Here is a 23,689-nt window from a genome sequence, read left to right on the forward strand (position 1 = left end):
CACCGCCCGCCGCACCAGGAGGATCCCATGAGCACCATCGAGACCGACGCCGCCCGCGACCGGGCGGAGGCCCCATCGGGTCCGTCCGCGGCGGCGGATCCCGGCACGCCCGCGTCCCCGCGCTCCCTCGGGAGCGTGGGGCCGATCTTCAGCGTCGGGGGCGCCGTCGACCGGCCCGCGGGCGACCCCGCTGAGGACTTCCACGAGGCGTCGAAGATCACGCGGATCACCCACCCCGGCTGGACCGACGTGCGGTACGCGCACCAGATGGCGAAGGAGGCGCAGGGCGTCGCGGACGCCGGTCCGGGCGGGGCCACCTCCGCGCCGCGGCTGCTCCCGGCCCGGCCCCTCCCGCGCGCGCTCCCGCTGCGGCACGAGCTGGGCACGACGCTGGCGGCGCGTCGGTCGGCGGAGCCGCGCACGCTCGGGCGGCCGGTCGAGCTGGCCGAGCTCGCCACGGTGCTGCGCCTCGCCTACGGCCCGCGCGGCGACGGCACGCCGGGGCGGTTCGTGCCCTCGGGCGGCGGGCTGTACCCGCTCGACCTGCACGTGGTCGCGCGCTCGGTGGTGGGGCTCGAGCCGGGGATCCACCAGCTCGACCCGCTGGAGGAGACGCTCGTCGACGTGTCCGGGCTCGATCGCGACGGGCGGCTCGCGCGCTTCCGCCGTGCCGCGCCGTCGCTCATGGCGCCGATCCCGGAGACCGCCGCCGTCACCGTCGTCATCACGGGCAGCTTCGAGCGCTCGCGCTGCAAGTACGGGCTCCGCGGCTACCGGCTCACGCTGCTCGAGGCGGGGCACGTGGGGCAGAACGCGCTCCTGGTCGCGACCGCGCTGGGGCTGCCGGTGCTGGGCTGGGTCGGCTTCGTGGACCACGAGCTCGACGCGGTGCTCGGGCTCGACGGGGTGACGCAGTCGTCCCTCTACGCGATCTCGTTCGGCGGCGCGGAGCCGGGCGCGCGGCGCTTCGCCGAGGAGGAGGCATCCCATGACTGACGCGGTGGAGCTCGAGGGGATCACCCGCACCTTCGGCCGGACGCGCGCGCTCGACGCCGCGTCCTTCTCCCTCGCGCCGGGGCTCGTGCACGCGCTGCTCGGGCCGAACGGATCCGGCAAGACCACGGCCATCGACGTGCTCACCGCGACCCGCCGCCCCGACGCGGGTCGGGCGCGCGTGCTCGGCCACGACGTGCGGCGCGGCGGGCCCACGGCGGCGCTCGTGGCCGTCATGCCGCAGGCGCTCGCGTTCCCCGAGTACCTGACGGTCCGCGAGGTGCTGGCGCTCGCGCTCGTGCCGCACGCCGCCGCGCTCACGCCGGCCGCGGCCATCGACCGGTTCGACCTCGACCGTCTCGCCTCGCGCCAGACCGGCGGGCTGAGCGGCGGCGAGCGGCGGCGGGTCGCGCTCGCGTGCGTGGTGGGTGCGGGGACGCCCGTCGTGGTGCTCGACGAGCCCTCCGCGGCGCTCGACATCCCCGGCCGAGCCGCCGTGCGCGACGCCATCGCCGCGGTCCGCGACTCCGGGCGCACCGTGCTCCTCGCGTCGCACGACATGGAGGAGGTCGCGGCGCTCGCCGACACCGTCGTCTGCCTCGACCACGGGCGGGTCGTCGGCCACTGGACCGCCGCCGACTTCCGCGGTCTGGCCGGCGTGCGGCGGATCGGCTTCGACGCGACCGCGGCTGAGGCGCGGCGCCTGCTCTCCTCCGGCGCGGTGCCCGAGGCGGGGGAGGAGCCGCGCGGCCTCGAACGGATCCGGTGGGTCATCGACACCGACCGCTCCGACGTCGTCGCCGGGCTCGTGCTCGCCGCCGTGCCGCAGCCCCGCCTCACGGTGGTGGAGCCGGGCCTCGGGGAGATCGTGGAGCGCGTGTTGGCGGGCGGCGCGGAGGCGATCCCCGCGGATCCGTCGCGCGCCGCCAATGCGATGGGAGGCACCCGATGACGACGACGTCCCGCCCCGCCGCCGCCCGTCGGTTCCCCATCTACCGCGCCCACGTCGTGAGCGAGCTCGCGCAGAACGCGCGCATGCCGGCGTTCGTGCTGCCGCTCCTCGCCTACCCCGTGCTCATCTACGCGGTCGTCGGCCTGCCGCAGGGCGGCCCGCCGAGCGCGCGGCTCAGCGTCCTGCTCGGCTACGTGCTGTTCTCGGTGCTCGGCACGGTGACGTTCCAGTTCGGCGTCGGCGTCGCCTCGGCCCGGGAGTCGCCGTGGGAGCGATGGCTGTTCACGGCGCCGGTGCCCGCGTGGATCCGGCTGGCCGCCAAGCTCACGGTCGCGTGCGTCTTCGGCGTCGTCTTCGTGATCCCGGTGGTCGCGGTCGGGATCCTCGTGGGCGGCGTCCGGGTGGATGCGCCCACCCTCGGCGCCGTCGCGCTCGCCGTGCTCGCCGGCGCCGTGCCGATGGCGCTGCTCGGCCTCGCGATGGGCTACTGGTTCCCGGCCCGCGGCGCGCTCGGCCTCGCCAACCTCGTGTACCTGCCGCTGTCGTTCGCGGGCGGCCTGTTCACGGGCGGCGACACGAGCGGCACGCCGTGGGCGTCGCTCACGGTGCTGCTGCCGACCGGCGCGTGGAGCACGCTGACGAGCGCCGCCGCCCGGCAGGACACGGCGGCGATGGGGATCCCGCTGATCCTCCTCGCGGCGTGGGCGGTGCTGCTCGGCGGCATCACGCTCGCGGGCTACCAGCGCACCCAGTCGGCGAACTTTCGCTGACGGCGCCCCGGGAGCGGGCGCGGCCCGGTGTGTAGCGTGGATCCCGCGCGCCGTCACCGGGCCGCGCCACCGCACCAGCACCAGCACCGTCACCGTCACCGTCGACGAGAGGGAACCATGCCCCAGATCACCACCCCCGTAGCGCTCTTCACCGGCCAGTGGGCCGACCTGCCGCTGGAGGAGGTCGCCCGGCTCGCGAGCGGCTGGGGCTTCGACGCCCTCGAGATCGCGTGCTCCGCCGAGCACCTCGACGTGTGGCGTGCGGCCGAGGACCCGGCGTACCTCCGCGGCCGCCTGGAGATCCTCGAGCGCCACGGCCTCCAGGTGCACGCGCTCTCGCAGCACCTCACCGGCCAGGCCGTGTGCGACGACCCCATCGACTTCCGGCACCAGGCGATCCTCCGCTCCAAGGTGTGGGGCGACGGCCAGGCCGAGGGCGTGCGGCAGCGCGCGGCGGAGGAGCTGAAGCTCACGGCGAAGGCGGCCGCCGGGCTCGGGGTCACGCGCGTGACGGGCTTCACCGGATCCCGCACCTGGCCGTACGTCGCGATGTTCCCGCCCGTGCCCGAGTCGGTCATCGACGCCGGCTACCAGGACTTCGCCGACCGCTGGAACCCGATCATCGACGTGTTCGACGACGAGGGCGTCCGGTACGCGCTGGAGGTGCACCCGAGCGAGATCGCCTACGACTACTGGACCACCCGTCGCACGCTCGAGGCCATCGGGCACCGCCCCGGCTTCGGCCTCAACTGGGACCCGAGCCACATGATGTGGCAGGGCATCGACCCGGTCGGCTTCCTCCTCGACTTCGCCGACCGGATCTACCACGTGCACGCCAAGGACACCCGGGTCACGTCGGACGGCCGCGGGGGCCGGCTCGGCTCCCACCTCCCGTGGGGGAACCCGCGCCGGGGCTGGGACTTCGTCTCGGTCGGCCACGGCGACGTGCCCTTCGAGCGCGCCTTCCGGGCGCTCCGGAGCATCGGCTACGACGGTCCCGTCTCGGTCGAGTGGGAGGATGCGGGGATGGACCGCCTGCACGGAGCCCCCGACGCCCTCGCGCAGGTGCGCTCCCTCCTCTGGCCGACGCCGGACAGCCTCTTCGACTCGGCGTTCGCGGCCAACCGCGACGACGCACCGGGCGCCGCACCCGCCGACGGCACCACCGGATCCACCGCGTGACGCTGCGCGACGGCCAGCTGGCCCGCCTCCTCGTCGTCGACGTGGAGACGGGCGCCGAGCGCATGGTCGCCGAATCGGCCGTGCTGCACATCGAGGCGCCGAACTGGACGCCCGACGGCCGCTGGCTCGTCGTGAACGCCGAGGGCGGGCTGTGGCGGCTGCCCGCACCGTCGGCCGAGGATCCGGATCCGGACCTCCCCGAACCCGCGGTCGACTTCCACGCGGTCGACCTCGGCGGCGTGCCGCCCATCAACAACGACCACGTCTTCTCGCCCGACGGCGCGCACGTCTACGTCTCCGGCCGCGACGGCCATCTCTACAGCGTCCTCTGGAACGACGGCGCGGGCGGCGAGGGCCGGCGCATCACGGCCGACCGGGATCCGGAGCTCGGCTTCAAGAACTACCTGCACGGCGTCTCGCCCGACGGCACGACGCTCAGCGTCATCGGCGGCCAGCTCGACGCGCGCGGCGAGTGGACCACGAACATCCACCTCGTGCCCGTCGACGGCGGCCCCACCACCCAGCTCACCGACGACGGCTTCCCCGACGACGGCGCCGAGTTCTCGCCCGACGGCGGCTGGCTCTACTTCAACTCCGAGCGCGGATCCGACCTCCCGGGCCACGCGCAGCTGTTCACGATGCGCACCGACGGCTCCGACACCCACCAGTTCACCTCCGACGAGCGCGTCAACTGGTTCCCGCACCCGTCGCCCGACGGCGAGCACATCGTCTACCTGTCCTTCCCGCCCGGCACGCTCGGCCACCCGGCCGACCGCGACGTGATCCTCCGCGTCATCGACCGGCAGAGCCACCGCACGCGCGACCTCGCGGCGTTCCCCGGCGGCCAGGGCACCATCAACGTCACCAGCTGGGCGCCCGACTCGCGCCGGTTCGCGTACGTCGCCTACCCGTTCGAGGCGCCGAGCCTGACCTGACCCGGGGTCGGGCGGCCCGGGCGCGCGATCCGCGGAGCGTAGGCGCAGGCATTTCCCCGGTATGGGGAGACCCTGCATGGGATCATGGAGGCGTCCGCGCGCCACCTAGCCGTTCCGATTCCCGTCGGCCTCATCACCGGAGACCCCCGTGAACATCACCACGACCACCTGGCTCATCACGATCGCGGTCACCATCGCGTTCTTCGTCTACGAGTTCTTCACCCACGTGCGCAAGCCGCACGAGCCCACCATCGGCGAGTCCGCCCGCTGGTCGGCCTTCTACATCGGCCTCGCCCTGATCTTCGGCGTCGGCATCGGCGTCACCAGCGGCTGGGGCTACGGCGGCGAGTACTTCGCCGGCTACCTCACCGAGAAGGCCCTGTCGATCGACAACCTGTTCGTGTTCCTGCTGATCATGACCGGGTTCGCCGTGCCGCGGAAGTACCAGCAGAAGGTGCTGATGATCGGCATCGTCATCGCCCTGATCATGCGCGCCGGCTTCATCGCGCTCGGCGCCGCCCTCATCGAGAACTTCTCCTGGGTCTTCTACATCTTCGGCGCGCTGCTGTTCGTGCTCGCGTACCAGCAGATCAAGGGCGACCACGGCGGCAACGCGGCGGACAACCTGTTCGTGCGCATCGCCCGCCGGATCCTGCCCGTCCACGACGACTTCGTCGGCGACCGCTTCACCACGAAGATCGACGGCAAGCGCTTCGTCACCCCGCTGCTGCTCTGCGTCATCGCGATCGGCTTCGTCGACCTGGTGTTCGCGCTCGACTCGATCCCCGCCATCTACGGCCTCACGAACGAGGCCTACATCGTGTTCACCGCGAACGCCTTCGCGCTGATGGGCCTCCGCCAGCTGTACTTCCTCATCGGCGGCCTGCTCGAGCGCCTCGTGTACCTGTCGCAGGGCCTCGCGGTGATCCTCGCGTTCATCGGCCTCAAGCTGGTGCTGCACGCGATGCACGTCAACGAGCTGCCCTTCATCAACGGCGGCGAGCCGATGCTGTGGGCGCCCGAGATCCCGATCTGGTTCTCGCTCCTCTTCATCGGCGCGACCATCACGGTCGCCACGGTCGCGAGCCTCGCGAAGACCCGCGGCGACAAGCAGAAGAAGGATCGCGCGAGCGTGGACGGCGAGACCGTCACGCGCGCGACGGACGAGAAGCACTAGCCCCGCGCACCTCTGCATGATCCGGGCCCGGCGCACCACGCGCCGGGCCCGTCGTCGTGCGGGGCCGCGTGCACGGCCCCGACGCTCCCGATGGTGCCGCCCGTGCGCTGCCCGCTCGCCTGGTGCGTCGACCTGCCAGCATCACGCGGTGCCCGACGATCCCGACGCCCCGACCCGCGCCCGCCTCCTGTGGGACGAGGGCGAGCGGGCCGAGGCCCTCGCCGTCCTCAAGGAGCACCTCCGGGACGAGCCCCACGACACCGGCGCCCGGCTCGCCCTCGCGGATCTGTACCGCGAGCTCATCGCGCCCGACCAGGCCGGCCGCTGGGGCATCGCGTCCCCCGGCTGGACCACGGAGGTGGAGCGCGACCGCCTCGCGCGCATGATCGCGCACTCCGGGATCGTCGACCACGAGATCCCGGAATTCCTGGCGCTGCCCGCGGAGGCGATCGAGGACGCGGAGCGGAGCGAGATCGCCGCGCTGCTCCCCGAGATCGAGCGGTACCGCGCGCACTTCGCCGACCCCGCGCGCACGACCCGATGGGAGCGGAAGGCGGCGCGCACCCGGGCGGGGCTGCCTCGTCCTCGCGCGGACCGCACACCCCGCGCGCACCGTGCTTCCGACGTGGTCGAGCACGTCTCCGATGCGCTCTGGTTCATCAGCGGGGCCCTCCTCGTCCTCGGCGTCATCGTGGTGTGGGTGGGCGCGCTCTTCGGCGCGAGCGTCACCGCCCTGGCCCGCTGGACGGTGGTCCTGACCCTCGCGCTGCTCGCGGTCGCGTGCGTCATCCGGGCCGTCACGCTGTGGGTGGAGGAGCGCGAACGACTCGGGCGCGATCCGTCGCCGGCCGACGTCGACGTCGCACCCTGGATCATCGGCGGCATCGTCCTGGCCATCGCCGTCGCGGGTCTCGTCGCGGCGGGCCTCCGGAGCGGCGGCCCCCTCCCGTTCTGAGGCCCACCCTCGCACTGTCCGACGAAGCCCGCGCATGGCCGCCTCATGGTCGGTTCATAGGTACATCCGCATGATGGATCCCGTGACCACCGCGACGCCCTCCGGATTCCAGCCCGCCGCCGCCCCGCAGCCCCGCCTCACCCGCGCCGACGGGTCGCCCATCCGGGTGCTCGTCGTCGACGACGAGGCGTCCCTCACCGATCTGCTCCAGATGGCGCTCCGCTACGAGGGGTGGCAGATCCGCACGGCCGAGAACGGGCACCAGGCGCTCGCCACCGCGCGCGAGTTCAAGCCGGACGCCGTGGTGCTCGACATCATGCTGCCGGACCTCGACGGGCTCCAAGTGCTGTCGCGGCTGCGCGCCGACGCCGAGGACATCCCCGTCCTCTTCCTCACCGCGAAGGACTCGCTCGACGACCGGCTCGCGGGCCTCACCGCGGGCGGCGACGACTACGTCACCAAGCCGTTCAGCCTGGAGGAGGTCGTGGCCCGGCTGCGCGGCCTCATCCGCCGCTCGACGCTCGTGGTGAGCGACAGCGTCGACCCGGTGATCCGCGTCGGCGACCTCACGCTCGACGAGGACAGCCACGAGGTCGCCCGCGCCGGCGACCCCATCGAGCTCACCGCGACCGAGTTCGAGCTGCTCCGCTACCTGATGCGGAACCCGCGCCGCGTGCTGAGCAAGCTGCAGATCCTCGACCGCGTGTGGAGCTACGACTTCGGCGGCAAGTCGAGCGTGGTCGAGATCTACATCTCCTACCTGCGGCGCAAGATCGACGCCGGGCGGAACCCGATGATCCACACGGTGCGCGGCAGCGGCTACATGCTCAAGGCCGCGGAGTGACCCCGCCGGACGCCCCGACGCGGAGCACCCCGCCGCTGCGCGATCGGCTCGCCACCGCGGCGCGCGGCATGACCCTGCGTCGCCGCCTCGTCCTCAGCGTCGTGGGGCTGCTGGCGCTCGCGAGCATCCTCATCGGCACCGTGAGCATCCTGGCGCTGCGGACGTCGCTGATGCAGCAGGTCGACCAGCAGCTGCAGGCCACGGCGGCACGCTCGCAGGACTTCGTCGACCGCGATCCGGGCGGCTACGGCAGCTTCCCCGGGGCGCCCGGTGGGCTCGGCGCGTTCGGGCAGCAGGTCGGCACGATCAGCGCGACCATCGTCGACGGCGTCGTCGTCTCGGGCGGGTACATCGCCGACCGCGACGCCGCCGAGGGCGAGCCGGGTGGCGCCGGCACTGTGGAGCTCACGCAGGTGCAGAGCCAGAAGCTGCAGAGCGTGCCCACGGACGGGGTCCCGCGCACGGTCGACCTCGGCGGCGCGCTCGGCAGCTACCGGCTCATCGGCGAGACCTCGTCGTCGGGCGCGACCATCGTCACCGGACTGCCGACGAAGCCCGCCGACGACGTGGTCGAGCAGCTCATCCTCGTGATCACGGTGGTCGCCGCCATCACGCTGGCGCTCGCCGCGATCCTCGGCACCCTCATCGTGCGGCGCGCGCTGCGGCCGCTCGACCGCGTCGTCGACACGGCGACCCACGTGGCCGCCCTCGAGCTGGACCGCGGCGACGTCGCGCTCGAAGCGCGCGTGCCCGCATCCGACACCGACGAGCGGACCGAGGTCGGCCGCGTGGGCGCCGCGCTCAACGGCCTGCTCGGGCACGTCTCCGCCGCGCTGTCGTCGCGGCAGGCGAGCGAGGCCAAGGTGCGGCGATTCGTGTCGGACGCGAGCCACGAGCTGCGCACGCCGCTCGCCTCCATCCGCGGCTACGCCGAGCTCACGCGTCGCGGGCCGCACCAGCTGCCCGAGGACGTGACGCACTCGCTGTCGCGCATCGAGTCGGAGTCGGTGCGCATGACCACGATCGTCGAGGACCTCCTCCTCCTCGCGCGCCTCGACGAGGGGCGCGAGCTGGAGTCGGATCCGGTCGACCTCACGCGCATCCTCCTCGACACGGTCAGCGACGCGAGCGCGGCGGGTCCGGATCATGACTGGGACCTCGACCTGCCGGACGACTCCGTGAGCGTCCCCGGCGACGACGCGCGGCTCCGCCAGGTGGTCGTCAACCTGCTCGCGAACGCGCGCACGCACACGCCGGCCGGCACACGAGTCGTCGCGTCGCTCGCGGTGGAGGGCGCCGGGCCGGAGGCGCACGCCGTGATCCGCGTGACCGACGACGGACCCGGCATCCCGCCCGCCTTGCAGGAGAACCTGTTCGAGCGCTTCGTGCGCGGCGACGGATCCCGTGCACGCTCGACCGGCGGCACGGGCCTCGGCCTCGCGATCGCGCAGGCGATCGTCGCGGCGCACCACGGTGCCGTGTGGGTGGAGTCGGAGCCGGGCCGCACGGTCTTCGGCGTGCGGCTGCCGCTGGTGCGGCGTGCGGCGGAGGCGCGAGTGGCCGCGGGTGCCGAGGCGGATCGTTGGGCGCCGCCGTCGGGCGCGCCCGTCGCGGATCGTCCGGGGCCGCCTGCGGCGAGCTGATCCGGCGGGGATCACCTCCCGAAGTACTCCAGCGCGTTCATCCCGGAGGCCATCGCGAGCAGGACACCGAGGAAGACAGGCCAGAACAGCAGGAGGGACGCGGTGCGGTGACCGCGCCCTCCGGTGATGCTCGCGAGGACCAGGAAGACGAGCGTCGCCCCGTGCGCCCACATCGAGCACGGGAGGAGACGGAGGGTCTCCGCGATCTGCGCGTCGTCGTACAGGACGCCTCCTCTCTCGTCGAAGCGCGGCGGGAGGGTCGCGGCGAGGTCGCTGAGGATGAGGAGCCCGTTCGTCCACGCCGAGACGCACAGCAGGAGCGCTCCCATCGCGATCGCGACGTGCGCCATGCGGTGGTCGGGGGCCGTCCACACCGGTAGCCGCGGGGGCGGCGGCAGGTCGCGCTCGGGCCAGCGCGTCCGGGCGGAGAGGAGCGGGTGGACCGCGCTCGGGTCCGCGAACTCGGGATCGTCGGGGCCGGTGCTCATGCGGTTCGCGCTCCTCCGTGACCCGCCGGTGCGCGCCTCCCCTCGACCGTGCGGACGGCGCTCGCCGCGGCCGAGCCCCGTGCGGACCACCCGGGTCGCCCGGCGTGATGACGCCGCGTGGCCCGCGCGACGGACGCCCACGCAGGTCGGGGGCGCAGGATCGGGGCATGGATCCCGTCCGCCGCCTCATGTTCTGGCTGCGCGTGCCGTTCGTCGCGGACGCGGCGCTCGTCGTCATCGGGATCGCGCTCCTCGTCGGCGGCGACGGGGTCGGCTGGTGGGTGCTCGTCTTCGCCGGGCTGCGCGCGGTGGTGGGCGTGGTCGCGATCGTGTGGATCGCGCCGCGGATGATCGCGCGGCTCGCTCCCGGGTCCGAGCCGCCCGCCCCGGACGCGGGGGACGCCCGTCGCTAGGCTGGACCCCTGATCCGGGCTCCCGTGCCGCGGATCGAGAGGGTCATCACCGTGAGCGCAGAGCCAGTCGTCGTCGAGTCCGCGGAGCCCGCAGGCGGCGTCACCGTGCGACGCGCGCGCACCGGCGACGTGCCGCGGATCCAGCAGCTCGTCGAGCCGCTCGTGATGGAGGGCATCCTCCTCGGCAAGGACCTCGTGGTGCTCTACGAGAACGTGCAGGAGTTCCGGGTCGCGGTCGACGCGTCCGGCGAGGTCGTCGGCTGCGGCGCGCTGCACGTGATGTGGGAGGACCTCGGCGAGATCCGCACCCTCGCGGCCGCCCCGCACACGCGCGGCACCGGCGTCGGCCACGCGATCCTCGCGCGCCTCGAGGACGACGCCCGCGAGCTCGGCCTCAGCCGCCTGTTCTGCCTGACCTTCGAGGTCGGCTTCTTCTCGCGCCACGGGTACCACGAGGTCGCGGAGTCGATCATCGCGCAGGAGATCTACTACGAGATGCTCCGCTCGCACGACGAGGGCATCGCCGAGTTCCTCGACCTCTCCCGCGTGAAGCCGAACACCCTCGGCAACACGCGCATGCTCAAGGCGCTCTGAGCCGATCCAGCGGATCCACCTGACGCGCCGCCGCACGCCCGGGCGCGCCGACCGGGTGCGCGCCGGGCCCGCGAATAGCCTGTGGTCATGTCCTCGACCTCGCCCGGAGGCCGCCCGTCCGCGGCCGTGTACCGCCGTCGCCGTCTGCTCGCGCTGCTCGTCGTCGTGGCCGTGATCGCCGTCGTCGTGATCATCGTCTCGAACCTCGGCCGCGGCACGGCTGACACCGCCGCCCCCGGCACGACGCCCAGCGACGCCGCCGCCCCCGACGGCGACTCGGGCGACGCCGCCGCGGAGGCCGCCCCCGATCCCACCCCGAGCGCCACCGCGAGCGCCGGCACGGAGACCAACGCCGACGGATCGTGCGCCGCGGGCCAGCTGACCGTGACCCCCGTCACCGACGCCGCCTCCTACAAGGCGGGCGTGCTGCCCAAGCTCTCCTTCACCGTGACGAACACGGGCATGGAGCCCTGCACCGCCAACCTCGGGACGACCACGCAGGTGTTCACGATCTCGAGCGGATCCGACGTCTACTGGAAGTCGACCGACTGCCAGACGGGCGCGGAGGACGCCGAGGTCGAGCTCGCCGCCCGCACGCCGCAGACGTCGTCGCCGTTCGAGTGGTCGCGCCAGCGGTCGTCCACCACCACGTGCCAGGAGAAGCAGCGCCCGACCGTGCCCGCGGGCGGCGCGACCTACACGCTGTCGGTCGAGGTGGCCGGCGTGAAGAGCGCCGAGCCGAAGTCGTTCCTGCTCTACTGACGCGCGCGGTGGCCGGTGCCCATGTGCGCACATGAGCACGATTCCCAATTGGATGCATCCATTGCAATCCATGCATGCGTCTGTCATCCTGATGTTCCACCGACCGAAGGACGCATCATGACCGACACCACCGAGACCCACGCCGAGCACACCGTCGCCGAGCACCAGCACGGCACCGACTGCGGTCACGAGGCCGTCACGCACGAGGACCACGTCGACTACGTCCACGACGGCCACAAGCACGCCAAGCACGCCAAGCACGGCGACCACTACGACGAGCACTGATCCCACGCGCGACGACGCGCGAGGATCGACACGGGGACCGGGCCACGAGGCCCGGTCCCCGTCGTCGTCTCCCGCCGAGGCGTCCGTCCCCGTCCCCATAGGATCGACCAGATGACCTACCCACCCGCCGGCTTCGAGCAGGCAGCCGACCTCTTCAAGGCGCTGTCCTCGCCGTCGCGCCTCGGCCTCATCGGGCTGCTGGCATCCCGGAAGATGAGCGTGTCGGAGCTCGTCGAGGAGTCGGGGCTCTCGCAGCCGCTCGTCTCGCAGCACCTGCGCGTGCTGCGATCGTCCGGGCTCGTGACCGTAGAGCGTGACGGCCGCATCGCCCGCTACGAGGTGGCGGACACGCACGTGACGCATGTGGTGGACGACGCCGTGGCGCACGTGCGGGAGCACGCGGACGGATCCGTCGACGCGGGCTGAGCTCGGAGCCCGGGCTGCGCGGGTCGCCCGGCCCGCGGATCAGAACGCCTCGTCGAGCTCCTTCTCCCGCTCGCTCTTCGCGAGGGAGAACGCGCGGCCGAGCGCGGAGAACAGCGGCCCCCACTCGGCGTCCACGATCTGCGTGAAGCCGAGCCGCCGCGCCTCTGCCGCGCGCTGCGGCGCCGACGTGACGCCGCGGATCTCGCCCGCGAGGCTGATCTCGCCGAACGCCGCGAGGTCGTGCGGCATGGCCTTGCCGTTGACGGCGGAGACGAGCGCGACGGCGATGGCGAGATCCGCCGCCGGTTCGGTGAGCCGTACGCCGCCGACGGTGGACACGTAGACGTCGCGATCCGAGAGCCGCACGTTGGCGCGCTTCTCGAGAACGGCGAGGAGCATCGCGACGCGCGACGCATCCACCCCGTTGACCACCCGGCGCGGCTGCGGCGCCTTCGTGTCGACGACGAGCGCCTGCACCTCCACCGGTAGGGCGCGACGGCCCTCCATCGCGACGGTGACGCAGGTGCCGCTCACCGAGTGGACGCCGCGCGAGAGGAACATGCCGCTCGGATCCGGCACCTCGACGATGCCGTCGCCCGCCATCTCGAAGCAGCCGACCTCGTCAGTGGGGCCGAAGCGGTTCTTGAGCGCGCGGATGAAGCGCAGCGACGTCTGCCGGGCGCCCTCGAACTGGCACACGACGTCGACCAGGTGCTCGAGGAGTCGCGGGCCGGCGATGGATCCGTCCTTCGTGACGTGGCCGACGAGCAGCAGGGGCAGGTCGCGCTCCTTGCAGACGCGGATGAGGGTGACGGCGACCTCGCGCACCTGGCCGGGGTGGCCGGGTAGGCCGTCGGACGTGCTGCTGGAGACGGTCTGCACGGAGTCGACGATGAGGAGGTCGGGCGACACCTGCTCGATGTGCCCGAGGATCGTGCCGAGGTCGGTCTCGGCCGCGATCATGAGCGACTCCTGCAGCCCGCCCGTGCGCTCGGCGCGCATGCGCACCTGCGCGACGGACTCCTCGGCCGTGACGTAGAGGACCTTCGCGCCCTTCGCGGCGGCGCGCGCCGCGACCTCGAGCAGCAGCGTGGACTTGCCGACACCGGGCTCGCCGCTCATGAGGATGGCCGCGCCCGGGACGATGCCGCCGCCGAGCACCCGGTCGAGCTCGCCGACGCCGCTCGGCATGTGGCTGGCGGACGCGGTGCCGACGTGCATGATCGAGCGCGCCTGGCTGGATCCCGCGGGCGTGAGCGTGGTGACCCGGCCGGCCGCCGCGGGCGTCTGCGACACCTCGGCGACGGTGTTCCAGCTCTGGCACTCGGCGCACCGGCCGACCCACTTCGGCGTGGTCCACCCGCACTCCGAGCAGCGGTACGTGGAGTGGATGCGGGCCATGCGGGGGACTCTACCGGCGGGCACCGACATGGGCGGACGCACCTCTAGGGAAGGGTCCAGCGCTACGTCTGGACAGGCTGTGGCGAAGGGCCGGAGGGGGCGCGGGAGGGTCGACTACACACAGCTAGGTTATGGGAACTTCGCGCGCGCCATGCAGTGCGCAAGCCCCAGAAAGGGGCTGGCTGACCCCGGCGGATATTAAGCAGATCCTACATAGCGAGGTTCGCCAGTGATACATTAAAAACGGATGTAGGCTTCAGATTGCCTGCGAGCTCACTGGCGCCACTTAGTGCCATATCTGAGACGGGAGTTTGGGTGTGTAACGCTGCTAGGGTCTACAAAGTAAAAGTTGTAGAACACCCTGATATATTGCGCATGGGTACCAAGACGGTATCTGCGCCTGCTTTGCAGTTCGCTCACGATGAGGTGCTGCGGATACGCGCCTCGTTGTCAGCTTCCATGGTGAACGTGCAATCTAGAGCGGTGGCCCTCTTTGGAGTCGGAGCTCTAGCGGCAGCACTTGCCGGCGTGTCGTCAACAAACCCTTTTTGGTGGGCGTCAGTCACGTTCTTCTTTATTGCCGCTCTTGCTGGCGCCGGCGCAATGGCCCCGCGTAAAGGAATCGTGCAAAGTCCCGAAAAAATCTTGAAAGACGCGTCGGATAAGACCGCGCTCGACTTCCAGCGGGAATTGGTCAATGGACTTCTTGCGGAGTGTAAAACCTACATGAAATCTGTTAAGCATCAAAGCTTTTGGCTAAATGTGGGTATAATCAGTTTCGTAGTAGCGGTAGTTTCGCTAGTCGTCACACGCTTGGCAGTCTGATATTAGAAAGGGAAACAACGTTGTCCGACAATACAAATAACGATAATGTGCAAGATGCGACTGGGGGCCTTGGATCCAGTGCCGAGGATGAAGAGCTACCCGTAGAAGATCGTATTCTTGAGGGAAGTAATAGAGAGGATGATGGCGACGCAACCATCAAACTCAACGGCAAGTAGCGAGCGCGTCAGCGCCCCGACACCTCCAGCGCGCGAACCGTCGCCGGGAGGAAGGGCAGGAACGCGCTCGCCCAGACGCGGTAGCCGCGGTCGTTCGGGTGGAAGAGGTCTCCAGCGGCCTGGACGAGCGCGAGCACGGCCGTCTGGCGGCGGGTGATGCGGTGCAGCGGAGCGAGGCGGAGGCCGCGGTCGGTGGCGAGGCGGCGGACGATCTCGTTCGCGACCCGCACCTTGCGCTCGCTGGCGGGGAAGTGGAAGCACGGCAGGTCGGCGACGACGGTGGTCGGCGGGACGGCGTCGAGGATCCGGCCGAGGGCGTCCTCGAACGCGACCGGCTTGAACGCGGCGATGTCGTTGGCACCGATGGCGAGGGTCACCACGTCGGGCTGCAGCTTCGCGAGGCGGGGGAGCTGGTACTCGACGAGGTCCCGGACGCGGGCGCCCGAGACGCTGAGGTTGACGGTGCGGACCGAGCGGCCGCTGAGCGCGCGGATCCGGTCGGCGAGGATCCCGACGTACCCGTTGACGGGCCGGCTCGCGCCGATGCCCTGCGCGGTCGAGTCGCCGAGCGCCACGTAGAGGAGGTCGCCCTCGAGCTGCGCGTGCTCGCGCCACCAGGCGGAGTTCACGGGCAGCGTCTCGTTGAGGACCGCGGCGCGTTCGCGGCGGCCGGCCTCGAACCGGCGCGGCACCACGAGGGCGGCGGCGGCGAGGCCGCCGAGCGCGGCGGCGGCGGAGGCGAGGAGGGCGGCGGGACGGGCGGAGCGGGTGGATCTCTGGGGCACCACGGGAGCCTACGCTCGTGGGTCCGCACGTCGCCTGGTCGTGCGTGACGTGGCCGAGGCGTCCTCCGGCGCGCGCCCCGCCCCCGCCGGCACGAACCGGTACCCCATCCCGGGATCTGTCAGCAGGTGCCGCGGATGCGCGGGGTCCGGCTCGAGCTTCTTGCGCAGCTGCGCCACGTAGAGGCGGAGGTAGCCGCTGTCGTTCACGTGCGTCGGGCCCCAGATCTCGGTGAGGAGGGTCTGCCGGGAGACGAGCCGGTCGGGGTTGCGAACGAGCAGCTCGAGCACCTGCCACTCGGTGGGGGTGAGGCGCACGCGCTGGTCGGCACGTGTGACGACGCGGGCGGCGAGGTCGACCGTCACGTCGGCGAAGGAGACGGTGGCCGAGCGGTCCTCGTCGGCGGCGGCCCGGCGGCCGAGGGCGCGGATCCGGGCGAGCAGCTCGTCGATGGAGAACGGCTTCGTGACGTAGTCGTCGGCGCCCGCGTCGAGGGCCTCGACCTTGTCGGCGGCGCCGGATCGGCCGGAGACCACGAGGATCGGCGCGGTCGACCACAGTCGGAGCGCCTGGATCACCTCGACGCCGTCGAGCCGGGGCATGCCGAGGTCGATCATGTAGAGGTCGGGCTTCTCGGCGACGGCCGCGCGGATGGCGGCGGCGCCGTCCTCCGCGGTGACGATGTCGTAGCCGAGGCTCGTGAGGGTGATGCGCAGCGCCCGCAGGATCTGCTGGTCGTCGTCGGCGATGAGGATCTTCACGCGGACACCTCCGAGGCGGTCGTGGGGATGTCGGCGGGAGCGGGTGGATCCGCGACGGGCTCGGCGTCCGCCCGGCACGCGGGCAGCGCGACCACCATCGTGAGGCCGCCGCCCGGGGTGTCCTCGGCGGTGAGCGTGCCGCCCATCCCCTCGGTGAAGCCCTTCGAGAGCGCGAGGCCGAGGCCGAGGCCGGACGCGTTGTCGGTGTCGCCGAGGCGCTGGAACGGCACGAACATGTCGTCGCGGCGCTCGGGCGCGACGCCGGGGCCGTGATCCACCACGCGGATCTCGACCGACTCGGCGAACGCGCTCGTGCTGAGGCGCACGGGCACGCCGTCGGGCGCGTGCCGCACGGCGTTGCTCAGCAGGTTGACCACCACGCGCTGGAGGAGGCCCGGATCCGCGACCGCGCCCGGGAGGTCGGGCGCGACATCGAGCACGGCGTCGGCGGGCCCGAGGTCGAGCTCGTCGAGGGCGGCGAGCACGACGTCGTCGAGGTCGACGTCCATGAGGCGCACGCCGAGGACCCCGGCCTGCACGCGGCTGACGTCGAGGAGGTCCGTGACGAGGTCGGCGAGCGTGCCGAGGCTCTCCTCCGCGGTGGCGAGGAGCTCCTCGCGGTCGCCGTCGGCCCACCGCATGCCGGGGGAGCGGAGGGCCGTGACGGCGGCGGTCGCGGCGCTGAGCGGCCGGCGGAGGTCGTGGCTGACGGCCGAGAGCAGGGCCGTGCGCACGCGGTCGGTCTGGGCGAGCGGGCCGACCTCGCGGGCCGTGTCGGAGAGGTCGCGGTGCTCGAGCGCGGCGTCGAGCTGCGCGGCGATGACGCGGAGGAGCCGGCGGCCGGACGCCTCGAGGTCGTCGCCGTAGAGGGTGAGCACGCCGCGGGATCCCACGGGCACGTCGGTCGCGGCGGCGCCGGTGACGACGCCGTCCCACGCGATCGTCTCGTCGCGGTCGACGAGCTTCACGCCCTGCAGGCCGAACGCCTCGCGCGTGCGGCTGACGAGCGCGTGCACGGCGCCCTCGCCGCGGAGCACGGATCCCGACACGGTCGCCAGCAGCTCGGCCTCGGCGGCCGCGCGGCGGGCGAGGCGGGTGCGCCGGGCGGCCTGGTCGACGATCCAGCTGACGAGCAGCGCGATGACCACGTAGAGCACGAGCGCGAGCAGGTGCAGCGGCTCGTCGACGGTGATCGTGTAGAGCGGGTCGATGAAGAAGTAGTCGAGCGTGAAGCCGGAGAGCACGGCCGCGAACAGGGCCGGCCAGATCCCGCCGACGAGCGCGACGAGCACCACGAGCAGCTGGTAGGAGAGCACGTCGCTCGTGATGGAGTCGTCCGAGCGCGTGGCCGAGAGCAGCCAGGCGAGCAGGGGGCCGCCGCCGAGCGCGAGCAGCCCGCCGAGGATCCGGCGCCGCATGCTGAGCGCCCCGCCCCGGATGCGCGGCAGCCGGAAGCGCCCGCCCGCGGCCGCGTGCGTGACGATGTGCACGTCGATGTCGCCGGACTCGCGGATCACCGTGGCGCCGATGCCGGGCCCGGTCGCCGCGGCGGCGAGGCGGCTGCGGCGGCTCACGCCGAGCACGAGCTGCGTGGCGTTGGACGCGCGGGCGAACTCCACGAGCGCGCGCGGGATGTCGTCGCCGACGACCTGGTGGTAGCTGCCGCCGAGCGAGTCGACGAGCGCGCGCTGGCTGGCGAGCGCCTCGGGGCTGCCGGAGCGCAGGCCGTCCTGGCTGGAGACGTGCACGGCCATCAGCTCGCCGCCGGCGGAGCGGGCCGCGATCCGGGCGCCGCGGCGGAGGAGCGTCTCGCCCTCGGCGCCGCCGGTGAGCGCCACGACCACGCGCTCGCGGGCCTCCCAGCGGGCGTCGATCCCCTTCTCGTCGCGATAGGCGGCGAGCGCGGTGTCGACCTCGTCCGCGAGCCAGAGGAGCGCGAGCTCGCGGAGCGCGGTGAGGTTGCCGAGCCGGAAGTAGTGGGAGAGGGCCGCGTCGATCCGCTCGGCCGGGTACACGCGCCCGCCGGCGAGCCGGTCGCGCAGGGCCTCGGGCGCCAGGTCGATGACCTCGATCTGGTGCGCCTCGCGGAGCACGCGGTCGGGGATCGTCTCGCGCTGCGGCACCCCGGTGATCTTCTCGACCACGTCGTTGAGCGAGGCGATGTGCTGGATGTTGACGGTGGAGATCACGTCGATGCCGGCGTCGCGGATGAGGTCCACGTCCTGCCAGCGCTTCTCGCTCCGGCCGCCGGGGGCGTTCGTGTGGGCGAGCTCGTCGACCAGCGCGATGGTGGGCCGACGGGCGATGACCGCGTCCACGTCGAGGTCCGTGATCTCCACCCCGCGGTGCGACACCTCGCGCCGCGGCAGGATCTCCAGCCCCTCGAGCATCGCCGCCGTGGCGGCGCGGCCGTGGGTCTCCACGACCGCGACCACCACGTCGGCGCCCTCGTCGCGCAGCCGCCTGCCCTCCTCGAGCATCGCGTAGGTCTTGCCCACGCCCGGCGCCGCTCCCAGCAGCACCCGCAGTCGACCGCGCTTCATGTCTTCTCTTCCTTGCCCGCGTGGTGCGGGCGTCAGCCGCCGAGGCCGGCGAGCGCGATGTTCAGCTCGAGCACGTTCACGGTCGGCTCCCCGAGGTAGCCGAGGTCGCGGCCCTGCACGTGCGCGTCGACGAGGCGCTCGACCTGCTGCTCGGGGATGCCCCGGGCCTCCGCGACGCGCGTCACCTGCTCCCGAGCGTATTCCGGGCTGATGTGCGGATCGAGCCCCGACGCGGATGCGGTGAGCGCGTCGGCCGGGATGGTGCTCGGATCCACGCCGTCGGACTCCGCGATGGCGGCCTCGCGGTCCTCGATGGAGGAGACCAGGTCGTCGTTCTCGGGGCCGAGGTTGCTGCCGCTCGACGCGGACGCGTCGTAGCCGTCGCCCGCGGCCGAGGGCCGGGACTGGAACCACTCCGGGAGGGCGTCGCCGTCGGAGTCCTGGAAGGACTGGCCGATCAGCGAGGAGCCGACGACCTGCCCGTCGGCGGAGACGAGCGATCCGTCCGCCCGCGCGGGGAGCGCGAGCTGGCCGATGCCCGTGACGACGGCCGTGTAGCCGACGCCGAGGACGACGGTGAGGACGGCCATCGCGCGGACGGCGACGCCGGCGGTGCGGAGGGACTGGCGGGGGGAGGACATGCGCTTCCTTCTATCGGTGACGTGAGGTGATCGGGGAGGGGATCAGAAGCCGGGGATCAGGCTGACGACGAGGTCGACGAGCTTGATGCCGATGAACGGCGCGATCACGCCGCCGACCCCGTAGACGAGCAGGTTCCGGCTGAGCACCTTGGAGGCGCTGAGGGGCCGGTACGCGACGCCCTTCAGGGCCAGCGGGATGAGCGCCACGATGATCAGCGCGTTGAAGACGATCGCGGAGAGGATCGCGGACGCCGGCGAGTGCAGCTGCATCACGTTGATCACCGCGAGCTGCGGGAAGACACCCGTGAACATCGCGGGGATGATCGCGAAGTACTTCGCCACGTCGTTCGCGATGGAGAACGTGGTGAGCGCGCCGCGGGTGATGAGCAGCTGCTTGCCGATCCGCACGATGTCGATGAGCTTGGTCGGGTCCGAGTCGAGGTCGACCATGTTGCCGGCCTCCTTCGCGGCCGACGTGCCCGTGTTCATCGCGACGCCGACGTCGGCCTGCGCGAGCGCGGGCGCGTCGTTGGTGCCGTCGCCGGTCATGGCGACCAGGCGGCCGCCCTCCTGCTCCTTGCGGATGAGCGCGAGCTTGTCCTCGGGAGTGGCCTCGGCGAGGTGGTCGTCCACCCCGGCCTCGGCGGCGATGGCGCGGGCGGTGAGCGGGTTGTCGCCCGTGATCATCACCGTGCGGATCCCCATCGCCCGCAGCTCCGCGAAGCGCTCCTTGAGGCCGTCCTTCACGACGTCCTTGAGGTGCACGACGCCGAGCACGCGGCCGGCGCCCGCCGGGTCCTTCATCGCGACGACGAGCGGGGTGCCGCCGCCGTTCGAGATGGCTTCGACGGCCGCGGTCAGCTCGGCGTGCAGCGTCGAGGGCAGCGGGCGGCCGCCCTCCTCGAGCCACGCGATGACGGCGGACGAGGCGCCCTTGCGGACGACCGTGCCGTCGGGCAGGTCGACGCCGGACATGCGGGTCTGCGCGGTGAACGGCACGTCGACGCCGCGGGGCAGCGTGCTGGTGTCGAGGCCCTGGGCGATCGCGAGGTCGACGACGCTGGATCCCTCCGGCGTCGGGTCCGCGAGCGACGACATGGCCGCGGCCCGGGCGAGCTCCTCGGCGCCCACGCCGTCGACGGCCACGAGCGCGCTGGCGCGGCGGTTGCCGTAGGTGATCGTGCCGGTCTTGTCGAGCAGCAGCGTGGTGACGTCGCCGGCGGCCTCGACCGCGCGGCCCGACATGGCGAGCACGTTGCGCTGCACGAGCCGGTCCATGCCGGCGATGCCGATGGCGGAGAGCAGCGCGCCGATGGTGGTCGGGATGAGGCAGACGAGCAGCGCGATGAGCACCGGCACGCTGACGGTCGCCGCGGAGTACGAGGCGATGGGGTTGAGCGTGAGCGCCACGATCACGAACACGATCGTGAGGCTCGCCAGCAGGATGTTCAGCGCGATCTCGTTCGGCGTGCGCTGGCGCGACGCGCCCTCGACGAGGCCGATCATGCGGTCGACGAAGGTCTCGCCGGGCTTCGAGGTGATGCGCACGACGATCCGGTCGCTCAGCACGCGCGTGCCGCCGGTGACGGCGCTGCGGTCGCCGCCGGACTCGCGGACCACCGGGGCGGACTCGCCCGTGATGGCCGACTCGTCGATGGAGGCGATGCCCCACACGACGTCGCCGTCGCCCGGGATCGACTCCCCGGCGACCACGACGACCGTGTCGCCGAGCGTGAGGTCGGCGCTCGACACCTCGCGGAGCTCGGCGCGCTCGGCGCCGGGATCCCCGGAGGCGTCGTACGCCGCGACGACGTGCGCCATCGTGCTCGTGCGGGTCTTGCGCAGGCTGTCGGCCTGCGCCTTGCCGCGGCCCTCGGCCACCGACTCCGCGAGGTTCGCGAAGACGACCGTGAGCCAGAGCCACAGGGCGATGCCGGCCGTGAAGGTCGCGGGCACGGCGCTGCCGCCGGAGGATCCCGCGCCGCCCGTGAAGGGCTCGGCGATGGCGAGGACGGTGGTGAACGCGGCGCCGACCTCGACGATCAGCATCACCGGGTTCCGCCACATGAGGCGCGGATCCAGCTTCCGGAACGCGCCGGGGAGCGCCTCGGCGAGCTGCCGGGCGTCGATGGCCCGGGCGCGCGACGCGGGAGCCGGAGCGGCCGGCGCCTCGGGGGTGGTCAGGACGGTCATGATGCGAGCCCTTCCGCCAGGGGACCCAGCGCGAGAACGGGGAAGTAGGTGAGAGCGGTCACGATGACCGTCACCCCGATGAGGAGGCCGACGAACTGCGGCCGGTGGGTGGGCAGGGTCCCCGAGGTGGTGGGGATGCGGTCCTGCGCCGCGAGGGATCCGGCGAGCGCCAGCACGAACACGATCGGGAGGAACCGCCCGAGCAGCATCGCGACGCCGAGCGCCGTGGTGAACCACGGCGTCGAGGCGGTGAGGCCGGCGAACGCGGATCCGTTGTTGTTGGCCGCCGAGGTGAACGCGTAGACCACCTCGGAGAGGCCGTGCAGCCCGCTGTTGAGGATCGAGGTGCCCTCGACGTCCTCCCGGACGGCGGGGATCGCGAAGCTCAGCGCGGTGCCGACGAGCACGAGGGTCGGCGTGACGAGGATGTAGAGGCTCGCGAGCTTGATCTCGCGCGGCCCGATCTTCTTGCCGAGGTACTCCGGCGTCCGGCCGACGAGCAGGCCCGCGACGAACACCGAGATCACGGCGAGGACCAGCATGCCGTAGAGGCCGGATCCGACGCCGCCGGGGGCGACCTCGCCGAGCATCATGTTGATCATCGGCATCATGCCGCCGAGCGCCGTGTACGAGTCGTGCATCGAGTTGACCGCGCCCGTCGAGGTGAGCGTGGAGGTGGATCCGAACAGCGTCGAGGCGATGATGCCGAAGCGCTGCTCCTTGCCCTCCATCGCGCCGCCGGCCGCCATCGGGGCCGTGCCGGCGCCGTTCAGCTCGAAGAGCGTGAGGGCGGTGAAGGAGACCAGGAAGATCGTCGCCATCACGGCCGCGATCGCGGTGCCCTGGCGGGTGTCGCCGACCATCTTGCCGAAGGTGCGGGGGAGCGAGAACGGGATCACGAGCATCAGCAGCACCTGGAACGCGCTGGTCCAGGCGGTCGGGTCCTCGAACGGGTGCGCGGAGTTCGCGTTGAAGAACCCGCCGCCGTTCGTGCCGAGCATCTTGATGGCCTCCTGCGAGGCCACCGGCCCGCCCGGGATCGTCTGCGAGCCGCCCGCGAGCGTGGCCACGTCCTGGAAGCCCGCGAAGTTCTGGATCACGCCGCCGGCGATGAGGACCACCGCGGTGACGAGCGAGAGGGGCAGGAGCAGGCGGAGCGATCCGCGGAGCAGGTCGACCCACATGTTGCCGATGGTGCCGCTGCGCGTGCGGGCGAAGCCGCGGACGAGCGCGATGGCGACCGCCATGCCGACCGCCGCCGAGACGAAGTTCTGCACGGCGAGCCCGGCGAGCTGGACCGTGTAGCCCATGGTCGCCTCGGGCGAGTACGACTGCCAGTTCGTGTTGGTGACGAAGGAGACGGCCGTGTTGAAGGAGATGCCCTCGGGCACGGCGGGGAGGCCGAGCGCGTAGGGGAGGAAGCCCTGGAGGCGCTGCATCCCGTAGACGACGAGGACGCCGACGAGCGAGAACGCAAGCACCGCGCGGAGGTAGGCGGGCCAGGTCTGCTCGGAGCGGGGATCCACGCCGATGAGGCGGTAGAGGAACCGCTCCACGCGCCAGTCGTGGCGCGACTCGTACATGCGCGCCATGAGGTCCCCGAGCGGGCGGTGGACGAGGACGAGGACCAGGACGACGGACGCGACCTGGAGGATGCCGGCGAGCGTGTCCATCAGAACTTCTCGGGGCGGATCAGGGCGTACACGAGGTACACCACGGAGGCGATGCCGAGCACGGCGGCGGCGAGGCCGGCGGCGTCGGCGAACGAGGTGATCACAGCTTCTCCACTCCTCGGCCGACGAGGCCGACGAGGGCGAACAGGACGATGGCGCCTGTGATGTACACGAGGTCGAGCACGGGGGATCCTCCGTTGAGGGGTGCCGCGCCCGATCGGACGCGGGTGCCCGGCGGGGCACGAGGGACCACTAGACACCTCGCGCGCGGGCG

25 protein-coding genes are annotated in these 23,689 nt (G+C 72.4%); 15 read left to right on the forward strand and 10 right to left on the reverse strand.

Annotation, left to right across the window (positions count from 1 at the left end; all coding sequences use genetic code 11):
* Window positions 1-27: 27 nt before the first annotated feature.
* The 9 genes from B5P21_RS02360 (at window position 28) to B5P21_RS02400 (ending at window position 9,451) form a co-directional block, all read left to right on the forward strand.
* Window positions 28-996, forward strand: a complete 969-nt coding sequence (locus B5P21_RS02360) for a SagB/ThcOx family dehydrogenase (protein ID WP_045529868.1) — start codon at window positions 28-30, stop codon at window positions 994-996.
* Entirely contained in the window at window positions 989-1,945 is a 957-nt protein-coding gene (locus B5P21_RS02365) for an ABC transporter ATP-binding protein (protein ID WP_045529866.1), read from the forward strand. The genes B5P21_RS02360 and B5P21_RS02365 overlap by 8 nt, the downstream gene beginning before the upstream one ends.
* Entirely contained in the window at window positions 1,942-2,715 is a 774-nt protein-coding gene (locus tag B5P21_RS02370) for an ABC transporter permease (RefSeq protein WP_045529864.1), read from the forward strand. Before B5P21_RS02365 ends, B5P21_RS02370 begins: the two co-directional genes overlap by 4 nt.
* A 117-nt stretch (window positions 2,716-2,832) precedes the next feature.
* The gene (locus B5P21_RS02375; protein ID WP_045529862.1) at window positions 2,833-3,897 is read left to right on the forward strand and encodes a sugar phosphate isomerase/epimerase family protein; all 1,065 of its coding nucleotides are present in this window, start codon (window positions 2,833-2,835) and stop codon (window positions 3,895-3,897) included.
* Complete coding sequence (locus tag B5P21_RS02380) at window positions 3,894-4,832, forward strand: TolB-like translocation protein (protein WP_045529860.1); 939 nt, start codon at window positions 3,894-3,896, stop codon at window positions 4,830-4,832. Before B5P21_RS02375 ends, B5P21_RS02380 begins: the two co-directional genes overlap by 4 nt.
* 148 nt (window positions 4,833-4,980) lie before the next feature.
* Window positions 4,981-6,009, forward strand: a complete 1,029-nt coding sequence (locus tag B5P21_RS02385; RefSeq protein ID WP_094170716.1) for a TerC family protein — start codon at window positions 4,981-4,983, stop codon at window positions 6,007-6,009.
* Window positions 6,010-6,157: 148 nt separating this feature from the next.
* Entirely contained in the window at window positions 6,158-6,964 is an 807-nt protein-coding gene (locus tag B5P21_RS02390) for a tetratricopeptide repeat protein (protein WP_094170717.1), read from the forward strand.
* A 70-nt stretch (window positions 6,965-7,034) separates the two neighbouring features.
* Complete coding sequence (locus B5P21_RS02395; protein WP_045529856.1) at window positions 7,035-7,808, forward strand: response regulator transcription factor; 774 nt, start codon at window positions 7,035-7,037, stop codon at window positions 7,806-7,808.
* 68 nt (window positions 7,809-7,876) lie between these two features.
* On the forward strand, window positions 7,877-9,451 hold the full coding sequence (locus tag B5P21_RS02400) for a sensor histidine kinase (protein WP_045530619.1): 1,575 nt from the start codon (window positions 7,877-7,879) through the stop codon (window positions 9,449-9,451).
* Window positions 9,452-9,462: 11 nt separating this feature from the next.
* Here the strand turns inward: B5P21_RS02400 and B5P21_RS02405 are convergent, their stop codons facing one another.
* Window positions 9,463-9,939 (reverse strand): hypothetical protein, encoded by a 477-nt coding sequence (locus tag B5P21_RS02405; protein ID WP_045529854.1) that lies wholly within the window; start codon window positions 9,937-9,939, stop codon window positions 9,463-9,465.
* A 167-nt stretch (window positions 9,940-10,106) separates the two neighbouring features.
* Between B5P21_RS02405 and B5P21_RS02410 the strand changes: the two genes are divergently transcribed.
* The 5 genes from B5P21_RS02410 to B5P21_RS02430 all read left to right on the forward strand — a co-directional run bounded on the left by B5P21_RS02410 (window position 10,107) and on the right by B5P21_RS02430 (window position 12,419).
* On the forward strand, window positions 10,107-10,352 hold the full coding sequence (locus B5P21_RS02410) for a hypothetical protein (RefSeq protein WP_045529852.1): 246 nt from the start codon (window positions 10,107-10,109) through the stop codon (window positions 10,350-10,352).
* Between the two features lie 51 nt (window positions 10,353-10,403).
* Entirely contained in the window at window positions 10,404-10,946 is a 543-nt protein-coding gene (locus B5P21_RS02415) for an amino-acid N-acetyltransferase (protein ID WP_045530617.1), read from the forward strand.
* Between the two features lie 87 nt (window positions 10,947-11,033).
* Window positions 11,034-11,708: a hypothetical protein gene (locus B5P21_RS02420; protein WP_045530615.1), complete on the forward strand. Its 675-nt coding sequence runs from the start codon at window positions 11,034-11,036 to the stop codon at window positions 11,706-11,708.
* Between the two features lie 117 nt (window positions 11,709-11,825).
* Window positions 11,826-11,993, forward strand: coding sequence for a hypothetical protein (locus B5P21_RS02425; RefSeq protein ID WP_045529850.1), 168 nt, complete (start codon window positions 11,826-11,828; stop codon window positions 11,991-11,993).
* Between the two features lie 111 nt (window positions 11,994-12,104).
* Window positions 12,105-12,419 (forward strand): ArsR/SmtB family transcription factor, encoded by a 315-nt coding sequence (locus tag B5P21_RS02430; protein WP_045529848.1) that lies wholly within the window; start codon window positions 12,105-12,107, stop codon window positions 12,417-12,419.
* Between the two features lie 39 nt (window positions 12,420-12,458).
* Here B5P21_RS02430 and radA read toward each other — a convergent pair whose 3' ends face one another.
* Window positions 12,459-13,820: a DNA repair protein RadA gene (gene radA, locus B5P21_RS02435; protein WP_165770598.1), complete on the reverse strand. Its 1,362-nt coding sequence runs from the start codon at window positions 13,818-13,820 to the stop codon at window positions 12,459-12,461.
* A gap of 375 nt (window positions 13,821-14,195) precedes the next feature.
* Here radA and B5P21_RS16495 point away from each other — a divergent pair, with 375 nt between their 5' ends.
* On the forward strand, window positions 14,196-14,645 hold the full coding sequence (locus B5P21_RS16495; RefSeq protein WP_133064155.1) for a hypothetical protein: 450 nt from the start codon (window positions 14,196-14,198) through the stop codon (window positions 14,643-14,645).
* A 184-nt stretch (window positions 14,646-14,829) separates the two neighbouring features.
* Here B5P21_RS16495 and B5P21_RS02440 read toward each other — a convergent pair whose 3' ends face one another.
* Genes B5P21_RS02440 through B5P21_RS02475 form a run of 8 tightly spaced genes read right to left on the reverse strand, consistent with a single transcriptional unit; the run spans window position 14,830 to window position 23,668 of the window.
* Window positions 14,830-15,606, reverse strand: a complete 777-nt coding sequence (locus B5P21_RS02440; RefSeq protein ID WP_236688724.1) for an SGNH/GDSL hydrolase family protein — start codon at window positions 15,604-15,606, stop codon at window positions 14,830-14,832.
* Window positions 15,607-15,615: 9 nt separating this feature from the next.
* Window positions 15,616-16,365: a response regulator gene (locus tag B5P21_RS02445; protein ID WP_045529843.1), complete on the reverse strand. Its 750-nt coding sequence runs from the start codon at window positions 16,363-16,365 to the stop codon at window positions 15,616-15,618.
* On the reverse strand, window positions 16,362-18,908 hold the full coding sequence (locus B5P21_RS02450) for a DUF4118 domain-containing protein (RefSeq protein ID WP_094170719.1): 2,547 nt from the start codon (window positions 18,906-18,908) through the stop codon (window positions 16,362-16,364). Before B5P21_RS02450 ends, B5P21_RS02445 begins: the two co-directional genes overlap by 4 nt.
* A 32-nt stretch (window positions 18,909-18,940) precedes the next feature.
* On the reverse strand, window positions 18,941-19,549 hold the full coding sequence (kdpC, locus tag B5P21_RS02455; RefSeq protein ID WP_045529838.1) for a potassium-transporting ATPase subunit KdpC: 609 nt from the start codon (window positions 19,547-19,549) through the stop codon (window positions 18,941-18,943).
* A gap of 42 nt (window positions 19,550-19,591) precedes the next feature.
* Complete coding sequence (gene kdpB, locus B5P21_RS02460; RefSeq protein ID WP_045529836.1) at window positions 19,592-21,742, reverse strand: potassium-transporting ATPase subunit KdpB; 2,151 nt, start codon at window positions 21,740-21,742, stop codon at window positions 19,592-19,594.
* Window positions 21,739-23,415 (reverse strand): potassium-transporting ATPase subunit KdpA, encoded by a 1,677-nt coding sequence (kdpA, locus tag B5P21_RS02465; RefSeq protein WP_045529834.1) that lies wholly within the window; start codon window positions 23,413-23,415, stop codon window positions 21,739-21,741. Before kdpA ends, kdpB begins: the two co-directional genes overlap by 4 nt.
* Complete coding sequence (kdpF, locus tag B5P21_RS02470; protein WP_041464319.1) at window positions 23,415-23,519, reverse strand: K(+)-transporting ATPase subunit F; 105 nt, start codon at window positions 23,517-23,519, stop codon at window positions 23,415-23,417. Before kdpF ends, kdpA begins: the two co-directional genes overlap by 1 nt.
* Window positions 23,516-23,668 (reverse strand): hypothetical protein, encoded by a 153-nt coding sequence (locus B5P21_RS02475; RefSeq protein WP_236688723.1) that lies wholly within the window; start codon window positions 23,666-23,668, stop codon window positions 23,516-23,518. Before B5P21_RS02475 ends, kdpF begins: the two co-directional genes overlap by 4 nt.
* Between the last annotated feature and the right edge of the window lie 21 nt (window positions 23,669-23,689).

This window comes from Clavibacter michiganensis subsp. insidiosus (assembly GCF_002240565.1).
GTDB lineage: Bacteria > Actinomycetota > Actinomycetes > Actinomycetales > Microbacteriaceae > Clavibacter > Clavibacter insidiosus.

Excerpts from the sequence above, each read along its gene's own strand:
- B5P21_RS02360 (WP_045529868.1), top strand. The coding sequence starts at position 28 with ATGAGCACCATCGAGACCGACGCCGCCCGCGACCGGGCGGAGGCCCCA.
- B5P21_RS02365 (WP_045529866.1), top strand. The coding sequence starts at position 989 with ATGACTGACGCGGTGGAGCTCGAGGGGATCACCCGCACCTTCGGCCGG.
- B5P21_RS02370 (WP_045529864.1), top strand. The coding sequence starts at position 1,942 with ATGACGACGACGTCCCGCCCCGCCGCCGCCCGTCGGTTCCCCATCTAC.
- B5P21_RS02375 (WP_045529862.1), top strand. The coding sequence starts at position 2,833 with ATGCCCCAGATCACCACCCCCGTAGCGCTCTTCACCGGCCAGTGGGCC.
- B5P21_RS02395 (WP_045529856.1), top strand. The coding sequence starts at position 7,035 with ATGATGGATCCCGTGACCACCGCGACGCCCTCCGGATTCCAGCCCGCC.
- B5P21_RS02400 (WP_045530619.1), top strand. The coding sequence starts at position 7,877 with ATGACCCTGCGTCGCCGCCTCGTCCTCAGCGTCGTGGGGCTGCTGGCG.
- B5P21_RS02405 (WP_045529854.1), bottom strand. The coding sequence starts at position 9,939 with ATGAGCACCGGCCCCGACGATCCCGAGTTCGCGGACCCGAGCGCGGTC.
- B5P21_RS02410 (WP_045529852.1), top strand. The coding sequence starts at position 10,107 with ATGGATCCCGTCCGCCGCCTCATGTTCTGGCTGCGCGTGCCGTTCGTC.
- B5P21_RS02420 (WP_045530615.1), top strand. The coding sequence starts at position 11,034 with ATGTCCTCGACCTCGCCCGGAGGCCGCCCGTCCGCGGCCGTGTACCGC.
- B5P21_RS02425 (WP_045529850.1), top strand. The coding sequence starts at position 11,826 with ATGACCGACACCACCGAGACCCACGCCGAGCACACCGTCGCCGAGCAC.
- B5P21_RS02430 (WP_045529848.1), top strand. The coding sequence starts at position 12,105 with ATGACCTACCCACCCGCCGGCTTCGAGCAGGCAGCCGACCTCTTCAAG.
- radA (WP_165770598.1), bottom strand. The coding sequence starts at position 13,820 with ATGGCCCGCATCCACTCCACGTACCGCTGCTCGGAGTGCGGGTGGACC.
- B5P21_RS16495 (WP_133064155.1), top strand. The coding sequence starts at position 14,196 with ATGGGTACCAAGACGGTATCTGCGCCTGCTTTGCAGTTCGCTCACGAT.
- B5P21_RS02450 (WP_094170719.1), bottom strand. The coding sequence starts at position 18,908 with ATGAAGCGCGGTCGACTGCGGGTGCTGCTGGGAGCGGCGCCGGGCGTG.
- kdpC (WP_045529838.1), bottom strand. The coding sequence starts at position 19,549 with ATGTCCTCCCCCCGCCAGTCCCTCCGCACCGCCGGCGTCGCCGTCCGC.
- kdpB (WP_045529836.1), bottom strand. The coding sequence starts at position 21,742 with ATGACCGTCCTGACCACCCCCGAGGCGCCGGCCGCTCCGGCTCCCGCG.
- kdpA (WP_045529834.1), bottom strand. The coding sequence starts at position 23,415 with ATGGACACGCTCGCCGGCATCCTCCAGGTCGCGTCCGTCGTCCTGGTC.